The sequence below is a fragment of the Photobacterium angustum genome (assembly GCF_003026365.1).
GTDB classification, from domain to species: domain Bacteria; phylum Pseudomonadota; class Gammaproteobacteria; order Enterobacterales; family Vibrionaceae; genus Photobacterium; species Photobacterium angustum.
This window is the reverse complement of record NZ_PYOM01000002.1, coordinates 36,313-58,161: the sequence shown is the minus strand read 5'-3', so window position 1 is coordinate 58,161 and position 21,849 is coordinate 36,313. Positions and strand designations below refer to the sequence as shown.

At 39.1% G+C, this 21,849-nt stretch carries 18 protein-coding genes; 5 read left to right on the top strand and 13 right to left on the bottom strand.

The window, feature by feature from the left end:
* Positions 1-41 precede the first annotated feature (41 nt).
* Positions 42-509 (bottom strand): RNA methyltransferase, encoded by a 468-nt coding sequence (locus tag CTN01_RS02345; RefSeq protein WP_045150170.1) that lies wholly within the window; start codon positions 507-509, stop codon positions 42-44.
* Positions 510-620: 111 nt separating this feature from the next.
* Positions 621-956, bottom strand: coding sequence for a PBPRA1643 family SWIM/SEC-C metal-binding motif protein (locus CTN01_RS02340; RefSeq protein WP_005368463.1), 336 nt, complete (start codon positions 954-956; stop codon positions 621-623).
* A 604-nt stretch (positions 957-1,560) separates the two neighbouring features.
* Between CTN01_RS02340 and zwf the strand changes: the two genes are divergently transcribed.
* The 4 genes from zwf to CTN01_RS02320 all read left to right on the top strand — a co-directional run bounded on the left by zwf (position 1,561) and on the right by CTN01_RS02320 (position 6,738).
* Positions 1,561-3,060: a glucose-6-phosphate dehydrogenase gene (zwf, locus tag CTN01_RS02335; protein WP_045150169.1), complete on the top strand. Its 1,500-nt coding sequence runs from the start codon at positions 1,561-1,563 to the stop codon at positions 3,058-3,060.
* Positions 3,061-3,062: 2 nt separating this feature from the next.
* Entirely contained in the window at positions 3,063-3,788 is a 726-nt protein-coding gene (gene pgl, locus CTN01_RS02330; protein WP_045150167.1) for a 6-phosphogluconolactonase, read from the top strand.
* A gap of 1 nt (position 3,789) precedes the next feature.
* On the top strand, positions 3,790-5,238 hold the full coding sequence (gene gnd, locus CTN01_RS02325) for a decarboxylating NADP(+)-dependent phosphogluconate dehydrogenase (RefSeq protein WP_045128927.1): 1,449 nt from the start codon (positions 3,790-3,792) through the stop codon (positions 5,236-5,238).
* A gap of 342 nt (positions 5,239-5,580) precedes the next feature.
* Entirely contained in the window at positions 5,581-6,738 is a 1,158-nt protein-coding gene (locus CTN01_RS02320; RefSeq protein ID WP_045130865.1) for a hypothetical protein, read from the top strand.
* A gap of 331 nt (positions 6,739-7,069) precedes the next feature.
* Here the strand turns inward: CTN01_RS02320 and torA are convergent, their stop codons facing one another.
* The 6 genes from torA to CTN01_RS02290 all read right to left on the bottom strand — a co-directional run bounded on the left by torA (position 7,070) and on the right by CTN01_RS02290 (position 14,397).
* A complete protein-coding gene (gene torA, locus CTN01_RS02315) occupies positions 7,070-9,538 on the bottom strand; it encodes a trimethylamine-N-oxide reductase TorA (RefSeq protein WP_045084354.1) in 2,469 nt (822 codons plus the stop codon).
* Positions 9,539-9,561: 23 nt separating this feature from the next.
* Complete coding sequence (gene torC / locus CTN01_RS02310) at positions 9,562-10,740, bottom strand: pentaheme c-type cytochrome TorC (RefSeq protein ID WP_005368457.1); 1,179 nt, start codon at positions 10,738-10,740, stop codon at positions 9,562-9,564.
* 42 nt (positions 10,741-10,782) lie between these two features.
* On the bottom strand, positions 10,783-10,959 hold the full coding sequence (gene torE / locus CTN01_RS02305) for a trimethylamine N-oxide reductase system protein TorE (RefSeq protein WP_005368456.1): 177 nt from the start codon (positions 10,957-10,959) through the stop codon (positions 10,783-10,785).
* Between the two features lie 429 nt (positions 10,960-11,388).
* Entirely contained in the window at positions 11,389-12,492 is a 1,104-nt protein-coding gene (locus CTN01_RS02300) for a phosphoribosylaminoimidazolesuccinocarboxamide synthase (protein ID WP_045084353.1), read from the bottom strand.
* Between the two features lie 195 nt (positions 12,493-12,687).
* Positions 12,688-13,452 (bottom strand): metal-dependent hydrolase, encoded by a 765-nt coding sequence (locus tag CTN01_RS02295; protein WP_045150165.1) that lies wholly within the window; start codon positions 13,450-13,452, stop codon positions 12,688-12,690.
* Positions 13,453-13,689: 237 nt separating this feature from the next.
* Positions 13,690-14,397, bottom strand: coding sequence for a DUF445 domain-containing protein (locus tag CTN01_RS02290; RefSeq protein WP_045084351.1), 708 nt, complete (start codon positions 14,395-14,397; stop codon positions 13,690-13,692).
* 244 nt (positions 14,398-14,641) lie between these two features.
* On the opposite strand from CTN01_RS02290, the gene CTN01_RS02285 reads away from it, so the two are divergent.
* Complete coding sequence (locus CTN01_RS02285; protein ID WP_045150163.1) at positions 14,642-16,963, top strand: ATP-dependent helicase; 2,322 nt, start codon at positions 14,642-14,644, stop codon at positions 16,961-16,963.
* A gap of 38 nt (positions 16,964-17,001) precedes the next feature.
* Here CTN01_RS02285 and CTN01_RS23095 read toward each other — a convergent pair whose 3' ends face one another.
* The 5 genes from CTN01_RS23095 to gfa form a co-directional block, all read right to left on the bottom strand.
* Positions 17,002-17,133, bottom strand: a complete 132-nt coding sequence (locus CTN01_RS23095) for a hypothetical protein (RefSeq protein ID WP_005368446.1) — start codon at positions 17,131-17,133, stop codon at positions 17,002-17,004.
* 351 nt (positions 17,134-17,484) lie between these two features.
* On the bottom strand, positions 17,485-17,634 hold the full coding sequence (locus CTN01_RS22705) for a hypothetical protein (protein WP_162836222.1): 150 nt from the start codon (positions 17,632-17,634) through the stop codon (positions 17,485-17,487).
* Positions 17,635-17,927: 293 nt separating this feature from the next.
* Positions 17,928-19,172 carry a dicarboxylate/amino acid:cation symporter gene (locus CTN01_RS02280; protein WP_045084349.1) on the bottom strand — a complete coding sequence of 415 codons (1,245 nt, stop codon included), beginning with the start codon at positions 19,170-19,172 and terminating at the stop codon, positions 17,928-17,930.
* A 300-nt stretch (positions 19,173-19,472) separates the two neighbouring features.
* Positions 19,473-20,603, bottom strand: coding sequence for an S-(hydroxymethyl)glutathione dehydrogenase/class III alcohol dehydrogenase (locus CTN01_RS02275; RefSeq protein WP_045084348.1), 1,131 nt, complete (start codon positions 20,601-20,603; stop codon positions 19,473-19,475).
* Between the two features lie 625 nt (positions 20,604-21,228).
* Positions 21,229-21,798, bottom strand: coding sequence for an S-(hydroxymethyl)glutathione synthase (gene gfa, locus CTN01_RS02270; RefSeq protein ID WP_045150428.1), 570 nt, complete (start codon positions 21,796-21,798; stop codon positions 21,229-21,231).
* Between the last annotated feature and the right edge of the window lie 51 nt (positions 21,799-21,849).

Here is a 21,849-nt window from a genome sequence, read left to right as displayed (position 1 = left end):
AGTGGATTATCCAGTTATCGTGGCTTTTATTACTTGTCGGGTTACTTGTGATTTGAAAAGTTATCGCCTTTAGCTAGACGATCATAAAGTATCACATTAGCGGCAGCGGCAAGGTTCATTGAGCCATTTGTCGGTACATAAATAGTTTCACGACAAAAGTCAGTGATTTCTTTTTTTAAGGTGCCGTCTTCAGGACCAAAGATATAGAAAGCACGTTTGGGGTGCTTATAGTCTGGTAATGCTTTTGCACCTTCGATTAAATCAACAGCGACGGGTACACAGCCGATAGGAATGATTTTCTTTAAGTCTTCAACACCTATTAGTGGTATATTAAGTGATGCTTTTTTAGTATCAGTACAAAACTGTGCGGCATGATCATAACGTGTTCCCGTATAAAACACTGAATTAACGCCATAACAACCAGCTGCGCGCATAACAGATCCAACATTCTCAGGTGTTTTGGGATTAAATAGGCCAATACAAGAATAGCCTTGGCTTTTTTTGCTCATACTTCTATCTACTTTAAATTACATATAAATAAATGTTTAACAGGTGTCAGTTAGACATTTATTTGAAGCTAAAAACAAAGCAGATACGAATACCTGCTTTTTTGTTTGCTACTACTTACCACAGCACTTTTTGTATTTTTTACCACTACCGCAAGAACATGGGTCATTACGGTTGGGTGTTTTTTCAAACACAGTGGTTTTTGGTTTATTTAAAATACCGTCTAGCTCAGCAATATCTTCTGCAATGTCAGCCTTGATAGTGATATTTGCAAATAGTTGGTTGTCATTAACTTGTTGCTGAACTTCTTGTTGGCGTTCTTCGCTGTTCACTATCAATGTGAGTGGGTTGGTTTCCGTGCCCAGTTTGGTTTCGCGTTTCGTATTGTAACCAAAGCTTTCATATTTTGGTTTCTTTTCGATACGCCCTTTAAAGAAGAATTTAGACATGGGATAACCTATTTACCATGAATTAACCCAAACCATAATAGTGGGTTAATTGTTACGAATAAAAAACCACCGCGAGGGTGGTTGAAATTGCGGGCATAATAACCGCCATTAGTGAGCTTATCAATAGTAACCCATATACCTTATAAGGGATTTTGAACGACTAAGCGCGTGATAAAGCATGAATGAGAATGTGAGTTGGTGAACGTTTAAACGTTTGCGTCAGTCTGGGTATCTTTTAGATTGACGATCGTTTCTAATAATGAGTACTTTAAAGAAAATGGACAGAAGAAACAGCGTTCAAAGGCTTGGCCTATTGGCATAATAGAAAATTTCGACTGGTACTGATAACAAATGTTGTTAACATAAGCCGTAATAATTTTATTTATTAGTGATTTATCGCTGTTTAGTCAGCGAGTTATGCATCGAGTTGATGTTAATGGTCATTGTACTTTTTAACAAAAATAATAAGGTATAACGAAATTTTTTTATTTTTTTCATATTTATTCGTAACGAATGAAAAAAATACGGCATAATAAGGCCCCGTTATACCAAGCAATTGATTGCTGCCGCAGGTCTGAAGATCTGAAATTAATGGGAAAATGATATGGTTCAACCAGAAAATAACTCAATTGTAATTTTTGGTGCGTCAGGTGATTTGACACACCGAAAGTTAATACCTGCGTTTTATCACCTTTATGCTAATGGTTTATTGCCTGAAGATTTTGCAATTCTAGGGGTAAGTCGTACATCATATAGCGATCAAGAATTTCGTGATAAGTTAAAGCAATCTTTGACAGAAAATGAAAAAATCGATGAAGAAACATTGATTAACTTTTGTCAGCATCTTTACTACCAAGCATTAAATACGTCTGATAAAGATGAATATGCAGTATTGAAAGAACGCTTAGACACTTTCAAAGAAACGCATAATACGCAAGGTAATGCCGTTTTCTACCTCGCAACACCACCAAGCCTTTACGGCGTGATCCCTGAATGTCTAGCCGCTCATGGCCTAAATGATGAAACGGAAGGTTGGAAAAACCTGATTGTTGAAAAACCATTTGGTTATGACCTAGAGTCAGCGATCTCATTAGATAAGCAAATTCATGCTTGTTTCCAAGAGCATCAAATCTACCGTATCGATCACTACCTAGGCAAAGAAACGGTACAAAATCTTCTTGTATTCCGCTTTGCAAACGGCATGTTTGAGCCGCTTTGGAATCGTAACTTTATTGATTACGTTGAAATCACTGCGTCTGAATCATTAGGCGTTGAAGATCGTGGTGGCTACTACGACGGTGCGGGTGCTGTTCGAGATATGTTCCAAAACCATTTGCTGCAAGTATTAGCAATGGTCGGTATGGAATCGCCTGCTGCAATTAATGCTGATTCTATCCGTGATGAAGTGGTTAAAGTGATGCAAAGCTTTAAACCATTATCAGATGATGATCTTAAAAATAACTTAGTGTTGGGTCAGTACACGGAATCAGATGCTCGTGGTAAGCATTTCTTAGGTTATCGCCAAGAACCAGGTGTAGCGGAAGACTCACGTACTGAAACTTACGTTGGTATGAAGATGTTTATTCAAAACTGGCGTTGGAATGGTGTGCCATTCTACGTTCGTACAGGTAAACGACTACCAACACGTGTGACAGAAGTGGTTATTCACTTTAAGAAAACACCGCACCCAGTCTTTGGTGAAAATGCACCAGAGAACAAGCTGATTATCCGTATTCAGCCGGATGAAGGGATTCTAATGAGCTTCGGTCTTAAAAAACCGGGGGCAGGTTTTGAATCTCAAGAAGTATCAATGGATTTCCATTACGACAAGCTTGAAGAAACCAATATGCTAACGGCGTACGAACGCTTACTTCTTGATTGTATGAAGCAAGATGCAACCTTATTTGCACGTACAGATGCTGTTCGCGCTTGTTGGAAATTTGTTCAACCAATTCTTGAATACAAAGAAAACCCAGAGCACTTATTTGGTTATGCCGCAGGTACGTGGGGACCAAAACAAGCTGATGACTTACTTGCATCAAGTAATCGTGAGTGGCGTTTTCCTTGTAAGAACTTAGCAAACACTGACTATTGTGAGCTATAAGCATGATTAATTATCGCGTATTTGAAACACCGCAAGATGTTGTCGTTTCATTAGCTGACACCATGATGTCAATGAGCAAACAGGTGAAGCCTGTCCATATATCGCTTTCTGGTGGTAGTACACCAAAACTGTTGTTTAAAACATTAGCGCAAGCACCTTATGCGAAAGATGTTAATTGGAGCAACTTACATTTTTGGTGGGGCGATGAGCGTTGTGTTGAGCCAACCGATTCGGAAAGTAATTTCGGTGAAGCAAACGAGTTATTGTTCCAACAAATCGAAATTCCAGCTGGTAATATTCACCGTATTAAAGGTGAAGATGATCCTGCTGTAGAAGTAGTTCGATTTGCAGAGGAAATGGATGCAGAAATTCCACATAAAAATGGGTTGCCTGCATTTGATTGGATTTTATTAGGTATGGGAACCGATGGGCATACTGCATCATTATTCCCAAACCAAACAGACTTTGACGATCCTGAGCTTTCTGTGATTGCAACACATCCAGATAGTGGTCAAAAACGCATTTCAAAAACAGCGCGCTTACTTGAAAATGCTGATCGTATTACCTACCTCGTGTTAGGTGAGAGCAAAGCTGAAGTATTGCAAGAAATTAATAATACGCCTGCAGAAGCTCTAGCTTATCCTGCAGCGAAAATTAGAGCCGTAAATGGCAAAACAGAATGGTTTTTAGATTCAGCAGCGGCAAAACTGCTGGCGCAAGGAGAATAATATGAAAGGCGATATCGGTGTAATTGGCTTGGCAGTAATGGGCCAAAACCTGATCCTAAACATGAATGACCACGGCTTTAACGTTGTTGCTTACAACCGTACAGTCGCGAAAGTGGAAGAATTCCTTGAAGGCCCAGCAAAAGGCACAAACATCATTGGCGCAACGTCTCTTGAAGATCTTGTTGCGAAGTTAGAAGCACCACGTAAAGTGATGCTAATGGTTCGTGCTGGTGGTGTTGTTGATGCATTCATTGATCAACTAATTCCACTATTGGATGAAGGCGATATCATTATCGACGGTGGTAACACTAACTACCCAGATACTAACCGTCGCGTAGCGCATTGCCGTGAGAAAGGCATCTACTTCATTGGTACTGGTGTATCTGGTGGTGAAGAGGGCGCTCGTTTCGGTCCTTCAATTATGCCAGGCGGCGCTCCTGAAGCTTGGGAAGCGGTTAAGCCAATCTTCCAAGGTATCTCTGCTAAAACTGACGCTGGTGAGCCTTGTTGTGACTGGGTTGGTAACGACGGTGCTGGTCACTTCGTTAAAATGGTTCATAACGGCATTGAATACGGTGACATGCAGCTTATCACTGAAGCATACCAGTTCATGAAAGATGGTCTAGGTATGAATGCTGATGAGATGCAAGCAGTATTCGCTGACTGGAACAAGACTGAGCTAGACAGCTACCTAGTTGAAATCACAGCTGATATTCTTGGCTACAAAGATGAAGATGGTGAAGCACTAGTTGAGAAAATCCTAGACACTGCTGGTCAAAAAGGTACGGGTAAGTGGACTGGTATCAATGCACTAGACCTAGGTATTCCACTAACGCTTATCTCTGAGTCTGTATTCTCTCGTTGCCTGTCTGCATTAAAAGACCAACGTGTTGAAGCTGCAACTTTATTTGACAAGACGATCACGCCAGTTGAAGGTGATAAGCAAGAGTGGGTTGATGCACTACGTCAAGCACTACTAGCATCTAAGATCATCTCTTACGCGCAAGGTTTCATGCTAATGCGTGAAGCATCGAACGAAAACGGTTGGGATTTAAACTACGGTAACGTTGCACTAATGTGGCGTGGTGGTTGTATCATCCGCTCTGCGTTCCTAGGCAACATCCGTGATGCGTATGAAGCGAACCCAGATATCGCATTCCTAGGTTCTGACGAGTACTTCAAAAACATCCTACAAAACAGCCTAGCAGCATGGCGTAAAGTAGCAGCGAAATCTCTAGAATCTGGCATCCCAATGCCATGTACGATCTCTGCGCTATCTTTCCTAGACGGTTACACAACAGCTCGTCTACCAGCTAACCTGCTTCAAGCTCAACGTGACTACTTCGGCGCTCACACTTATGAGCGTACTGACCGTCCACGTGGTGAGTTCTTCCACACAAACTGGACTGGTACAGGCGGCAACACTGCTTCTACTACTTACGACGTTTAATACCTAAATAACGTAAGCAAAAAAGCCACCGTTCGCGGTGGCTTTTTTTATGTTTTATTTTTAAGTGTCTGTTTTTTTGTTCTTTTTTTTTGTTATTTTTTATTTGAACTAATTATATTGATAGCTTAGTCTGAAATCGGATTTCATTGAAAGGGGATATGGATCACTTTTACCATCTCGTATCGACAAGTAAAAAGGTTGGGGATGTTGAAGAATATGTTTCAGAAAGTATAGACAGGAATGAACGGTAGGCTATCTGTTCACTGTTACTGATGACTGTCTATGTTCTACTTAACTTGAAAGTTTAGCTGTAAACTTTTATGTCTATGAGACTAGGACGCTATGAAAATATTAAAAAAAACAGGACTTACTCTTTTTGTTTTACTCTCGTCTGGTTCTGTATTTTCTGCTGATGACTCATCATTTTGGAATCAAGAGCTCACGAATTTGATGAGAAGCTCAAAAGAAAATACGTTTGCAAACTGGAGTAACGATCCTTCCATTCAAGTTGGTGCCATTGGTTATTTAAACTATCTCACCGGTGAATTTACTTTAGTTAGTACAGATATGGTTGATGACCCTGTTTATTTTCTGACTAAACGTAAAGATGAAAAATGGGAGTTCTCATCAAAAAACACATCTAAAAATAGCAGTGAAGTAAAAGTTGACGGTGGATACTTAGATCCTAACTCAGGGGTTAAAGTAGACGTTGGAATGGAACACTCTTGGGTTTTTTCAAAAGCGAAAAGTTTAGCAGCGACGTATATTATTGCGGTAGAAGCGTATACTAATAACCCTTATGGTTTAGTTGCTGATAAATGGGATATTATAAAAAGTGCAGCCGAAAAAACACCGTATATTGACCATGAAACCGGAGATATTTCTCAAGGGTTTGGCTATATTAGTGGGGTAAAATGGGCCAGTCGTGGTGTTGCCATTGCGAGCAACGACGCCGAAGGTCAGTACAGTATAGTAACCTCGATGAATGTGACCTCACCAAAGAAAGATCAAATTGGTCTTACTCCAAAATTAATTTCTGAAAAAGGCAGTAATTCTGTTACTGCAACTAAATTCCCAGCAACAAGAGATGAAATCGGTGAGCTGGTTCCTGTTGCTTTTACGTTTACTTCCATTGACGGTAAACGTCCAATCAATAATTGGACTCAACCAATTAATCAGTTAGAACTCATCATCAATAGTAAGCCCGGTAGTACGTATATAACCAAATGGCAAATAGCATATAAGACAGTAACGAATAAAAATATTCAGCACAAATCTGGCGCCTTCCCTGCACCACAAAGTGCTTCAGTTTATTTGCCTAAAGATGCTGTAGATGTTCAGTTATCTATTAAGTTGCCAGGTGTTTTTTCAAGTAATAGATGTGAAGTCGTTTGGAAAGACCCTATTAATCAGTGGAATAAAGGTAAAAAAGAAGTTCAGACGTACGGTATATGGCCTGCAAATGCGTGGTGTACAGAGCTGAAATCTTCTATTCGATAAGATGCTTCTATGACCCGCCCCAAGCTGACGGGTCTTTTTGTAGTGCTGCCGGAATTAGCCTGCTAGTGCATAAAATAGCTAAAATTTAGCGTTGCCTTTTTCTTCTTTATTATTACTCATCACAAAATAATAACGTCACTTATTTACTGCTTTATCCGGTAGAGCCTTTCAAAATGCTCGTTATATTATCTGAATTGAATAAACCATGACTGCGTTTCTTTTCTCTTTCAAGAATAAGTATCCACAAGAGTAAAGTCTTACCAAGTTTAAGAGTAAAAAAAAGCCCTAACAGACAGGTTAGGGCTTAATATTATTCAGACACTAATTTTAATTAGCTTACTTCAATTGGACCACCGAAGGAGGTGACTGGTGGCAGTTTACCTTTAAACTTCTCGAAGTTCACAATACAGGTTTGTGCGCTCGTTGCCTGCGCAAGTTCAGAAGATGGAATATCCATAGTTAGTGTATTTGGATCACCATAGGTATCGATCGCACCAATTTTCTCGTTAAGAGGGCCATACCATGCACCTTCTTCGATACGAACAATACCTCGAGGGTAGCTGTCAGTAAGTACAGCTCCAGCTAATAGCTGACCACGGTCGTTAAATACACGTACCACATCGCCATCTTTAATACCTTTTTCAGCCGCATCTTGAGGGTTGATGTAAACAGGTTCACGACCTTGTACAGTGTAAGTTGCACGAAACTCTTCTGATTCACACATTTGTGAGTGCAAGCGCTTATCTGGGTGACAAGACTGCAGCCAGAATGGGTGTTTATCAGAACCAGGACCACCGTGAGAACGTTCTGTTTTTTCAAACCACATTGGGTGCTCTTGACAGTGTTCGTATTTGTAACGACCAATCTTACGGCTGGTGATTTCAATAAAGCCTGATGGTGTACCTAGAGCGTTAATTTCAGGATCTTGACGGAAATCAGCATGACGTACCCAAGGCTTACCTGTACCAAAGTCTAAGAAACCTTGTTGCCAGAATACATCGAACTCAGGCATATCAAACTTGCCTTTGTTCGCTTTACGACAATCGTTATAAAGCATGCGAACCCATTGCATTTCATCCATGCCACGAGTGTATTCTTTGTTCTTACCAAAGCGACGTGTTAGCTCAGTAAAGATTTCAAAGTCAGTTTTAGACTGGTAAAGCGGGTCAACCAGTTTATGCATAGCCAGTAAACCACGACCACTGTATGAACCCATAACATCAATATCATTTCGTTCAAACTGGGTACATGCTGGCAGTACAATATCTGAGAAACGACAGGTTGCAGTCCAAGCAAAATCAATTGTTACAACAGTTTGTAGTTTCTGGAACGCTTTCTTCATGCGGTTACGATCTTGGTGGTGATGCCAAGGGTTGTTACCACTGATCACCATCATTTTGTAATCAGGAAGAATAACTTTTGAACCGTTGTACTTAATCTCTTTACCCGGCTCTAAAATACAGTCAACAAAACGTGCAACAGGGATAGTGCGGCTGTAACCGTTAAAATCATTGTTATCCCATTTCGGCTTTTGACCTTCATCGACGTTACGAGGGAAGCCACCTGGTGCAGCAAAGCCTGTTGAAGGTACACCGATACCAGAGTAGTGGTGACCATACGAAATACCACCACCAGGTAGACCAATTTGACCAACCATAGCGGCAATAACCGCACCCATCCAGTATGGTTGCTCACCGTGCTCTTGACGTTGAATACACCAACCAAACAGAATTTGAGTACGCTCTTTAACCAGCATACGGGCAAAGTCTTTAATTTGATCGGCTGGTACACCACAGATCTCAGCAGCCCATTCAGGCGTTTTCTCAACTTTGTCTTTGGTTTCGCCTTTTACGTAACCAATGAACTCGTCAAAGCCCAAGCAGTACATCTTGATGAACTCTTTATCGTAAAGGTTCTCGTTGTACAGTGTATGCGCCACACCTAACATAAATGCCACATCGGTTTGTGGATTAATGTATAGGTGTTTGTTGTTTAGGTAACGTTGGGTCTTGTTCTTAACCGGATCGACAGAGATCACATTGATCTCACCGTTATCGACTTTCTCTTTTAGTTTCGCTAGGTATGGGAAAGATTCGTGAGTTTCACAGTTCCAACCAACCTGTAGGTTTTTCACCGGATCGTTTGCCCATAGCACCACATTTTTACTGTGATCAAGGATCTCAGACCAAGAAGTACCTTGTGCGTAAACTTCTGTTGAGCCAAGCACGTATGGCATGATGGTTTGGCCTGCACCTGTTGAGTAGTCGCCTACTTTGGTGATGTAGTTACCATGCATACCCACAGCACGTTGCATGTGGCTGGTACAACTGTGGAACTGACCCGTTTGACGCCAGCCAGTTTGACCAGCATGTAACGCCCATGGACCATAATCTTTTTGAATACGTTCCAGTTCACGATAGAACAAATCTAATGCTTCATCCCATGTAACACGGATGAAACGGTTATTACCGCGAGTCTCACCACTAAATTTGTGTTTCTTAAGCCAATCTAAACGCACCATAGGGTAGCGTACACGAGATGGATTGTAGATTACGCCCTTAATGCCTTTTAGCATTTCGGTTGGGTTTTTATCTATTTCAATCGCTTCGATTTCTTGTACTTTACCAGCATAGATGTGGGCGCGGAACGCGCCCCAATGTGAGCCGGAGTAACGCCATGTACCTTGACCAATTTGATCGTCTGCAAACACTTTTGATGATGCGAGTAGGCTAGGACCGATAACAGAAGCAGCACTTGTTGTTGCAAGGCCTTTAAGAAAACTTCTTCTTGATACAGACATATTTATTTTAACTCCATCAATACTTAGTGTTGTGCGTCAGAAAAATCAGAAGAGTGCTTCTGAAGGTATTTACGCACCACAGCTTCACTATCACGGTCAAAGTTAACGAACGCTAACATGCCGTTGAACATTCCAGGCCAAGTATTGGCATCGAAGTGGTTTTCAGCTGGTTGAGTGTGACAAACTGAACAATTAGTGGTGTAAGCTGATTTCGCTTTTTCCCAAACTGGCGTGATGTCATTAACAAGCGAGTCTTTTGGCATCCATACTTTTGCTGTTACACGTTGCCAAGGAAGACCTGTTAGGTCATCAACTTTCTCTTCGTATTTATCTACAACTTTGTCGTTTTGCGCAGATTCTTTTAGGAGCGATGCAACAGGGATATTCATACCGAAGTCTTCTTGAATAACTCGGCCATAGCCCTTGTCTTTACGCCAACCTGCAATTTCAACTTCAACTGCGTTGTCAGTTTCATCAATAACTTTTACGCCAGAAGCAGGATTTAATAGGCCAGCTTCTACCTTCATGTCTTTATCTTCATAAACAGGAAGGAAACGCACGCTATACACTTCTTCGCCTTTGTTATACTTAGTATCGTGAGATAGCTGTACTAACTCTGAGATCATGCCACCACTGGTATCCATATTTTTAGGTAGGTGGTGCGCAATACCTTTATGACAATCCACACAGCTTTGGTCACGCTCTGCGGCATTCTTCATCTGAATACGCGCAACAGGCGACATTTTAGTGAAGTCCATACCTTTGTAGTCATGACAGTCTCGACATTCTTGAGAGCCATTAGCTTTAAAGCGTTCCCACTCATGTTGAGCAAGCACCAAGCGACGATCTTCAAACTTTTCAGGAGTATCAATGAAGCCGGCTACGTGAGCAAAGACTTCTTTACTTGCTTGAATTTTACGGGCAATTTTATCTGTCCAGTCGTGTGGAACGTGACAGTCAGGACAAGTTGCACGAACACCAGAACGGTTTTTGTCATGAATAGTGTTTGCGTATTCAGGTGCAACGTTTTCAGCGTGACAACCAACACAGAACTCTTCGGTATTGGTTGCTTCTAGTGCAGTATTAAAACCACCCCAGAAAATAACGCCAGCAATAAAGCCGCCAAGGGTTAATACACCTAGGCTAATATGAACGCTTGGACGTGATAGAGTCTGCCAAGCTTTAAGCAAAAATGATTTCATTATAGATTCTCTTATATGATGCTAACGGTGATTAATTAGGGATTAACCGCCATGTCCTGGTGGACCAAATACGAAGAGTTGAAGCATCCAAACGGTAAAGCCGTAGCCCCCGACAAAGATGACGCTGAGAATTGGAAATAAAAAGACGACGATAAAAATGAACATCTTCCATTCTCGGCCACGAGTTTGCTTGGTTTCTTGATCAGTCGCACTGCTCATACAACCTCCTAATTTTAAAAAATGAGTAGTTATAAATATTTTTATTAAATCTATTTATATTACGATCATAAAGTAACCACTACATACAATTCAATTAATACTTGAGAGTTATCCTTATGTTTTAAAGTGTTTTTTGATTCTGACCGTATACTTTAATAACAAAAGGCATAATAAGTTGAGTTGTTAAGAAATATAACAAAATATTTCAAAGTAGAAGGGCGAGGGTTATCCGTAATTGTATTGCTTTTTGTGTGATTGTAATAAAACCAAAGCAAAGTTGTGTTAATCGTTACTTGAATATGTATATAGGATTGTGTTATAGCAATTAATCGCTACTGAGAATGTGAATAGCATTAATAAGGTTTCTGGTGAAAAAAATAGGCATTATATGAATGCCTATTTTTTATTAAGGGTTACAATTTTTAAGGTTTAACCAATGAGCTGATAGTCATTGCGTAAAATATTAATAATTTCAGCTTTAGGGTTTTTGCTTAGTGTGATCTTTTTTCCTGTGATTTTTTCGGCAATACCCGTATAAACACGCGATATTTGCATGAGTACTTCTTGCGGTAATTCGTTGTCACGAGCTAGAGCAAAGCGTTCTTCCATACGATCTTTATTTAATAAAATATCTGGTTCTGGAAAGGTGTTAAGCAGCACTTGGCGGAAATCTTCTTTTGAGTTTTCGACAATTTGGCCGTCGCGGTAAGCTGCTCCATCCCAGATGCGAGAAGAATCGGGCGTACCCACTTCATCCATGTAAATGAGTTTTTCGTTACCACTAGCATCTGTTACATAGCCAAATTCAAATTTGGTATCAACAAAGATTTGATCAATGTTTGCGAGTGCATCACTGATAACATTAAACCCTTCTGCCAATAACTTTTCATACTGGGTAATGTCATCAGTATTGCGGAAGTTGAATGCAGCGAAATTGTTGATTAGATCATCACGAGTCACATTGACATCATCGGCTTCAGGAACATTCGGAATGCCTTTTAGAATACCTTTTGTTGATGGTGTCATGAGTAGTTCAGGGAGTTTTTGATCTTTTTTTAGCCCTTCAGGTAATTCTATACCGCAGAAATGACGTTCACCTTTGCTGTATGCTCGCCACATTGAACCAGTAATATATTGGCGACAAATTGCTTCAACCATAACGGGTTTTGCTTTTTGTACAATCCAAACAAAAGGGTGGGGGATATCAAGAATATGGCTATCGGCTAACCCATTATCTTTAAATAATTGAAACCAGTGATTAGATATCGCATTTAACGCAGCACCTTTCCCTGGGACTCCTTTAAGCCCTCCTTCTCCGTGCCAGATACAATCAAAAGCAGAGATACGGTCGCTGATCACCATAATAGCGAGCGGTGCGTCGGGTTGAACGTTATAGCCTTTTTCTTTAATCAAACGTTGACTGTCAGCTTCTGTAAGCCAGTAAACAGAGCGTACCTTACCACTATGAACGGGTTTATCAGTACGGATAGGGAGATCATCATTAACAGCTAAAACTTGATCGGCAAGGCTCATCGTGAAAGTCCTATTCAAAGATTACGCAGAAATGCAGAAGGATAATGACATGAATAAAAGCACATCGTTATCAATCATCGTAATCGCATAATACAAGGTTAAGTAGGTGACTACCAGCAAAATAGCAAACGTTTGCCTTTGGTTTTAATAAAACAAAAAGGCGATAGACATTGGATGTTTATCGCCTTGGCTATGTTAAAAAAGCTGATGAATACTGCTTAATTTTTGTGGTGCTTGATGGATAAAGTGGTTTACCCATACTTGAATATCTGTCCAATTAAGCCATGCCGGACTAAACCTGAAGTGATGCCAATTGGTTAAAATATGCAATGTTTTATGATATGGCGGTGCAGTCGTAAAAAGTAAAACAATTGCCGCAATTTGCGCCAAGCTAATGAGAGGATTGCTAAGGGAAAAGAGTTTTAATGCTGTACCGAATGATTTTTTTAGGCGTTGGTTGGAAAGATCAACACTGTAAATTTCATCTAATAACAAATGTACAAAACCACCAAAAAGAACAAACCCACCTGCGAGCCAACTGGTTTCTGCAGTATGTCCAATGATAGAGCTTACATGAACGCAACATAGAGCAATGAGGATAACAAACGCAATTGAATGACAGCAACCGCGGTGGACTGTTCGGCGTTCAAAAACCGCTTTTCCCATATAGCGAATAGTAATAAACAGCGCTGCGGTATAAAGCAGTAACTCAAGCATCGTCACTTGAGTATAAATATGACTAATTAAAATAAAACAGCAAAAACCAGCCAAGATATTAAATAAGGCTTTCATCGATGTTGAATGATCTGAATCTATGTCAGGTAATAGGCCGCCAATGGTGCCGAGAAATGTCATCCAAATAGCCATCGTGGGCGAAATATGATCAGCCGATAAGAAGGCGGTAGCAGTTAAACCACTAGCAACGGCTGCAACACTGAAATGAGTAGAAAAGTTTGCCAAGAAGAAAATTCCAACTGGGTTTATATACAGTTGTGTTTATCATCATATGGTCATAAATTTCAACCAATATCACAATTCTAGCATGTGCTTTATGTTTATTCGGATAAATAAACAACGAAACGGAGTATTTATCTGTTAAGTATGTTATTGCGTTGACGATGAGAAAAAAGAGATAAAAAAACCTTAGTAAAGTCGGAATAACTTAACTAAGGCTCTAATTAACAGGGAGAGAAAAATTTATGCGGCGATAAATGCCGAGATAATACCGATCACACCACCAAAGACACCGCCCCACACAACTAACCAGCCTAAGTGCTCACTGATCATCTTTTGTACCATTTCTTTAACCATTTTAGGGGTTAATTCATTCAGGCGTTGATCGATAATTTCTTCAATCGTATCTTCGATATCATTGAGTGATTCAGGTTTAGCTAGTTGATCTTTAAGTGCCGCTTTAAAGTCATCTTGTTGGCTAATTTCGTTAACAGAATCCTGCATTTTTTCAATGAAAGGTTCGCGTAATGGTTGGAGTGCTTCTACGCCACCCATCATAGTTAGCATGCCACCAAATTGTGAATTCATGATCACATCAAGTAACGAATCGTAAGCTGGCGCAAAATCAATTTTTTGGATCACAGGTTGCAAGTTTAAATTGGTTGAGCTTGTCATTTCTTTATTAAGGAAGCGGCTAATGTTTTCCTGGGTAAAAAATTGCTCCATCATTAGGTTTTTAATGGCTGTTTTAAATTCTTCAAAACGAGCTGGAATAACCCCTGAACCGTAGAGTCCAGGTACCTTTTCAAATAACATATGAATGGCAAGCCAGTTTGTTAATGCACCAGAGAATGCGAATAAGCCACAATAAAGGATGACTTGCTGGTTTGTAAGGTAACCAATAGCTAGCAAGATAAGTGAAATAAGGTTTGTGAGTAAGCTTTTATTCATACGGGTTTATTCTCGGTGTGGAGCACACAGCTAATTTTAAAAGAGGTGAGCCAAGTCTTTATGGCTTATAGTGGGCAGATTTTAACAACAGACTATGCGCAATGCCACAATTAGCAGATTGATAACTAATGGTTAGGTATATGTATTGTTCAACTGCTGTATATATCACCAGCAATGAATGTAAACCTAATTAAGGAATTGTTATACTCGCGCACTCACTTATCTACCATCACGTGGTGTTGTCATGACAAGCTTTACAGCTGAACAAACGGCTTTTATTAATCACCTATCTGGTAATGCATTATGTGTTGCAGGTGCGGGGACGGGTAAAACCACCACCTTGGTAGGGCTAGTTGAGAAAAAATTAGCGACAATTGCACCACAAAACATGTTGGTGTTGATGTTTAACCGTGATATTCGCACCGATTTTAAAGCTAAATTAGAGCGAAATAGTCACGGGGTGAATGTTCCCGTGCATACATTTCACAGTTTTTGTTATCAATTATTACGTCAATCAGGTTATTTAGCTGAGACGGGTTATCAAATTGATTTTAATAATGGTGAAAGTGATAAAACCATCGCGAAACAAATTTTGCGTCAAATGGCAGCGCAAGAGAAGTCATACCAAAAGCAACAAACATTCAAAGATCCGCGCACCATCGAATTATTGATGAGTTTTATTGGCTTAGTAAAAGCGCATATGTTACCGCCAAAGGAAGTGTTTGAGCTATCTGATATTAGTGATGAATATCATTTTATTATTGAAGCGTATTGGAACTTCGAAACTATTCGTAAAGAGCGCAAACAGTTGTTCTTCGATGATTGGTTGGTAGAAAGCGTTAATTTACTGACGAATAATGAGGCGTTACGTGCTTACTATCATCAACAAATCCAATTTATGGTTGTTGATGAATTTCAGGATATAAACACCGCGCAATATCGATTATTAAAGCTGTTACTCGGAGAGCAATCGCAATTAGTTGCTGTCGGTGATGTGGATCAGTGCATTTATAAATGGCGTGGCAGTGCTCCCCAATTTATGCTGAATTTTGAACAGGATTTTACGCCTGCAACCACCTATAGCCTGTCACATACATTTCGTTTTGGTCACAGCTTAGCGTTAGCTGCGAGTCACTTGATTGCAAATAACAAACAACGTTTCCACGATTTTCAAACGATCTCCCATCAGTCAGTCGCTGATACGCCTATAGAAGTGATAGGAACTGCGCGCCAAGTCGGCGAGATAGCACAATCTATTGCTGAATATATTGAACAAGGTGGAACACCTTCGGATGTCGCGATTTTAGTTCGCCGTTGGTCACAAACCATGTTGTTTGAATTAGCGTTTTTAACTAAAAATATTCCCTTTTATATGCCTGTTGGCTCGGTGTTATCAAATAGTCGAGAAGTGAAATTATTGCTTGATGTGATGCGATTTGCCACTGGGCGCTACAATCAGTTTCAACCATATGAGAAAGCGACACTCGTCTTTAATATGATGTCTTTTCCACACTGTTATGTGCCAAATGCCAGTTTGCGACCGTTATGTGATGAGCTTGCTAATACGCCAATTGAGCAGTGGTTAGAGGTTGTGAAGAAAACGCAAAAGTTACAGCCAGCATTAAATCTTGATAATTTTACATCACGAGTAGAATTATTAATGATGCTTCGCCGTAAAGGGGGCTTTAAAGCATTAGATGTTTATCGTCAGTATCGTCGTGATAGCGAGTTAGATAATTGGATTTGGAAAACAGAAGCGACCGCCTCAGAAATAGAAGAAGCAGTTGAACGACTTGATAGTGTTGAAACGGTGTTGGCTTCGATGGATCAAGATTGTGAAAAAGCACTTCAGTATTTTGAGTATTATACGCAACGTTCTGATTCGTTGCGCCAATCAGAATCCACCACAAGCAATGTGCAACTAACCACGATATTCAGAGCGAAAGGTTGTGAGTATAGCCAAGTACATTTACCGTATTGGGATAAAGATGCTTTTCCTTACGTTAATCGATCTTCAGTAGGCATTTCAGCGGATACAGAAGAAGAAAGACGATTGGCGTATGTTGCGATAACACGTGCGAAACATAAAGCTAAAATTTATTATTCGGTTGAGAACAGTAAAAAAGATACTTATGTTCGTAAAGATAAAAACGCGAGTCAGTTTATTCTTGAATCGAAAGCGACACTGGCACAAGAAATTGGTCCTCAGCTTTATCTGGAAGGGACGTTACCATTTAATAAATCGCCGATTGTTCAAGGATATTACCAGCGCTTAGGACGGTTTGAGCAGATGCAAGCAGCGCCAGAGCCTGTAGAAATAGAGCAGCCAGCAGTCGGTAAGAATGGACAATTAAACTATAGTTTTTTGTGGGCAGTTGAACAACCGTTACCTAATAATGCAGAAAAACTCGTTCGTTCAATGGTGAAAACTAAAACAGCAAAATATTTAGAAACAGAGTTAAATAGAATACTACGAGAATTAAAAAAAGCAGATTTGACGAAAGAAAAAGTGTTGGTGAATCGGCTTATCGTAATAGCTAAAGCAAAAGCAAGAAGATATAGCTAAATAAATAAGCCATTCATGATTGATTTAGAATAAAAAGGCTATTCATGTTGATGGCTTGTTTTATGACCCGTATTTTGTGACATTGCAAAATCAAGACGATTTTTTAATGCTTGTTGTTTTTTTTCTTTTTTCTTTTTATTTTTCATAGATTCGATTAATTGTTTAATCATAGAATTATTCCTATGTCAGTTTAACAACTGTATACATTCTTAGCCGATAATAATTTAAACCAATAAAGATATTATTTATATCACCTTTATATAAATAATATTTTCAATTGGAAAAACCATGATTTATAGCCTCGTTCATTATCGAGATTAACCATCCTTTTAGTTATAAATATCATAAATAGATTAAAGTTGGTTTCTATGTCTAATTTTAATATGAATTAAGATAATGGTGTTTTATGACGTAAAACATGAATATATTTTGGTTATACTCGCAAAGAATTTACTATCTCAATAGTAATGGTTTTATTTATGATATTTAAATGATAAATGTTTTCATCATGATATCTATCATTAATCGACAAAATAACGTTGTTCTCTATTATATCGAGCTTCACGTTGGCCTAAGTTTTGTTGAATAACGAATTCAAGACGAGAGCGCAATTGTCGTGATTTATTAACTTTTCGGCTATGAAAAACGGTGTGAAGTAATTGTTTTAACATTCTAAACCTACTTGTTGTTTAGCTGTATAGTAAAAAATCGGTGAGTTATTAAAATAACATCGTATTTAAGCTTCCCTATACGTTTAAATATATCAACCATTTCTGAACCTAAGTTGTATTAAATAACATAGGAGTTTACTTCCTAACCTAATCAATGATGTTTAGAATGATAAATATAAATAGGGAGTGATCTCAATAGCACTTATGTTAGGTAACGAGACTTATTATGTCAAAATCGAAAATTGCATCATAATATTGTGCAATTATGATGCATTTCCATTCTGAAGTTAACGTTATTTATTCTGCCACTTATCAATAACAAGCGCGGCAATTAAATCACCTTCAACGTTAACGGCTGTTCTAAAGGTATCTAATGGACGTTCAATAACCAATAAAATCGCGATTGCTTCTAGCGGTATACCTACAGCCAGTAAGACTAACTGCATACCTGACATAGAACCTGACGGCATACCTGGTGCGCCAATAGAAGAGACCATTGCCATGATGAAAATCATGATTAAACCACTTGTACCTAGATCAATACCGTACATTTGAGCAAGGAAAATAGCAGCAACACCTTCAAAGAGTGCAGTACCATCCATGTTCATAATTGAACCTAATGGCAGTACCATACTACTGGTAGATTGCGAAATATTAAGCTCTTCTTCTGCTGTTTGCATTGAAAGGGGCAAGGTAGCAGAACTTGATGATGTTGCAAACGCCATTGCCATTGGTGCTGATAGAGCTTTAAATAAATGGCTGAATTTAATTCCAGTAGCAATCTTAGCGATAATAGGTAGTACGAATCCACCGTGGATCAGCGTTAGTGTAAATACCAATAATGCAAAAAGAGCTAATTGACCAAAGATGGCATTACCGCTTTGCAGTGTGAACTGGAAAACAATAGAAAATACGGCTAATGGTGCTAACTTAATGATCCACGAAACAACACGGTTTACAGCCATATTGAGACCATTAATGACATCAAAAACAGGATGCTTTTCAGGCAGACTGGCTAATAGTGCAATACCTAATAACAATGCAAAAACAACGATGGCGAGTAAATTCGTTGTTGCAAGCGCCTGAAAAGGGTTTACTAATGCCATGTTAAATAACTTTTCAACAATCGCACCGCCTGACGCTGATGTTTGATCTATTAGCTGAACATGTTCACCAACTTTTACCGTCGAGGTATCAATAAGCTGCGGCCATTTAGGCAAAGATAATGAAGTACCTAATGCTAGGCCAATAGCGAGTGTTGAAGTAAAAGCGTAAAAGACGATGGTTTTACAGCCGAGTTCTTTTAGGCGAAGCGTTGAGCCTATACTGGTAATTCCTCGTAATAGAGAAAATAAAACAACGGCGCCAACGAGCATTTTTAACAAACCTATATAGGTTGTTTTAGTTAACATTAATAACTTAAATGTCGTTGAGCTTTCAAACTCTGCTGATAATGGCAATGCTGATGCTAATGCCCATGCTAACAGCCCTGATACGAGTAATTGAAAAGGTAGTGATTTTAGTAATCTACGATGCATTAGATACTCTTCTACGTTCGTTGAGAAATTAAAAATGGCGCAATAATAAAAATATAATAGTTATAATAAAAAACGCTCTGACACAAAGTGCCAGAGCGTGGCAAATGCCAATTCTCAATTAACGATAAGCTGATGTCTTAAAAAATGACAGTAAGAATAAGTTTAATAATAACTTTCGCTAAATGAGGAAGTGCTATTCCATAGCATGGTATTGAACAAAGTTTGAGATATATGCATCTCACTTGTCTTCGCAACAAGCAGTTGTTGCGAAGACAAGGTATAGCTTAAATAAGAGGCAAATTATTTATCAAAGTGAATGATAGTACGGATGCTCTTACCTTCGTGTAGTAGGTCGAATGCTTCGTTGATTTTGTCTAAGCCCATGTTGAATGAGATAAAGTCATCAAGTTGGAATTCACCTGCCATGTAACGATCAACGATACCTGGAAGCTCTGAACGGCCTTTAACGCCACCGAATGCAGAACCACGCCATACACGACCTGTTACTAGTTGGAATGGACGAGTAGAGATCTCTTGACCTGCACCAGCAACACCGATGATTACTGATTCGCCCCAACCTTTGTGACAACACTCAAGTGCTGAACGCATTACGTTTACGTTACCGATACACTCGAAAGAGTAATCAACACCGCCGTCAGTCAATTCAACAATCACTTCTTGAATTGGCTTGTCGAACTTCATTGGGTTGATGCAGTCAGTTGCACCAAGCTTACGTGCTAATTCGAATTTTTCTTCGTTGATATCAACAGCGATGATGCGGCTTGCTTTTGCCATAGTTGCACCAATAATAGCCGCTAGACCGATACCACCCAGACCGAATACAGCAACAGTGCTACCTTCTTCAACCTTAGCTGTATTAAGTACCGCACCCATACCTGTTGTTACGCCACAACCTAGTAGACATACTTCTTCTAGTGGTGCTTCTTTGCTAATCTTAGCTAAAGAAATCTCAGGAAGAACAGTGTACTCAGAGAATGTTGAACAACCCATGTAATGGAAGATAGGTTGGCCATCTTTGTAGAAACGAGTTGTGCCGTCTGGCATCAAGCCTTTACCTTGAGTTTCACGTACTGCCTGACAAAGGTTTGTTTTGCCAGATAGACAGTACTTACACTTACCACATTCTGCAGTGTAAAGTGGGATAACGTGGTCACCAACTTGAAGATCAGTAACACCTTCACCAATCATTTCAACAATACCGCCACCTTCGTGACCAAGAATTGCAGGGAAGATACCTTCTGGATCATCACCTGATAGTGTGAAAGCGTCAGTGTGACATACGCCAGTTGCAACGATGCGAACTAGAACTTCACCTGCACGAGGAAGCATTACATCTACTTCTTCAATTGAAAGCGGTTGTTTTGGACCCCATGCAATCGCAGCTTTTGATTTGATAAATTTATCAGTCATCGTTAAATCACTCTGTTAAGCCAACTTGATTGGCGATAATTATTATTAAATTACGACAATTAAACGATATTGCTCATGTCGTCTTGATGGAACCATTATATTTATTTCTTGCTTATTGATAATCCCATGAAATGGAAAATGATTATTACTAAATGGTAATAGTCAAACTTATCATTTCCTTTAAAAGCATAAAATTAATATTAATATTAAAATTAAGTAAAGAACTATACGCTATTGTAGACTATGTTTTAAAGGAATTTTTAGTTATTCTGCTTTTATTGTTATCAATATCCCTATAAGCACTTATCTTGTTGAATTTATTGTTTTTTATTTTAAATCTGCGCGAGTGGTTTTATTGAATGAGAGTGAATGATGAGATTAATTTATACGATTATAAGGTATAAAGTTTATGTGTAGTGATAGGAGAGTTGTTTATTTTTAAAAACGTTATTAAGTAGTTCTCAGGTCTTCGATTTAAAAAAGAATAGGTGTGATCATTATCTGGTTAGCGATGATTACGATTTAGTATTATGCCATTAACTAACTTTTTCAGTGCAAATAAAAAAGCACATGTAAACCGAATGGTCTACATGTGCTTAAAACGTTATTGGATTTATTTTATCGCTTATGCACTTTTATGGTTTTGTGCGTAAACGTGAGTTGCGATTGCATCCATTAGTGCTGGAGATAGGCAATCGTATGGCTTAAGGCCTAGTTCGTTTAGACGAGCACGGATTGCATCCATATCTTTTGGATCAGTTCCAGTTTCGATGATAGAAGAAACAAATGCTGCAAATTCAGGAGCAGACCAACCTTCGTCAGTTGATAGCTCTGTGTGAACAAAATCTAAACCGTGGAATGGGTGGTTAGTATCTTCGATACGGCCGTACATGTGAACACCACATTCTTTACAAGCGTGACGTTTGATTGCAGCATTTTTATCAACAACAACAAGTTTGTCTGCATTTGCAATAACTTCAACGTTGTCACGAGAAATAACAGCGATTTGAGAGAAAACTGCGCCTTCTGGTTTCCAGCACTTAGAACAACCACAAGCGTGGTTATGTGCTGTTTGACCTGATAGTTTAACACGTACTGTATTTGTTTCACATTTACAGCTTAATACGCCACCAACAAAGTTTTCTTTAGTTGCAATAAAGCCATTATCAATTGATGGGTGTAATTTAATAGACATAAAGATGCTCTTATATTATTTATAATTAAATGTAGAGTTAGAGTGTTATTT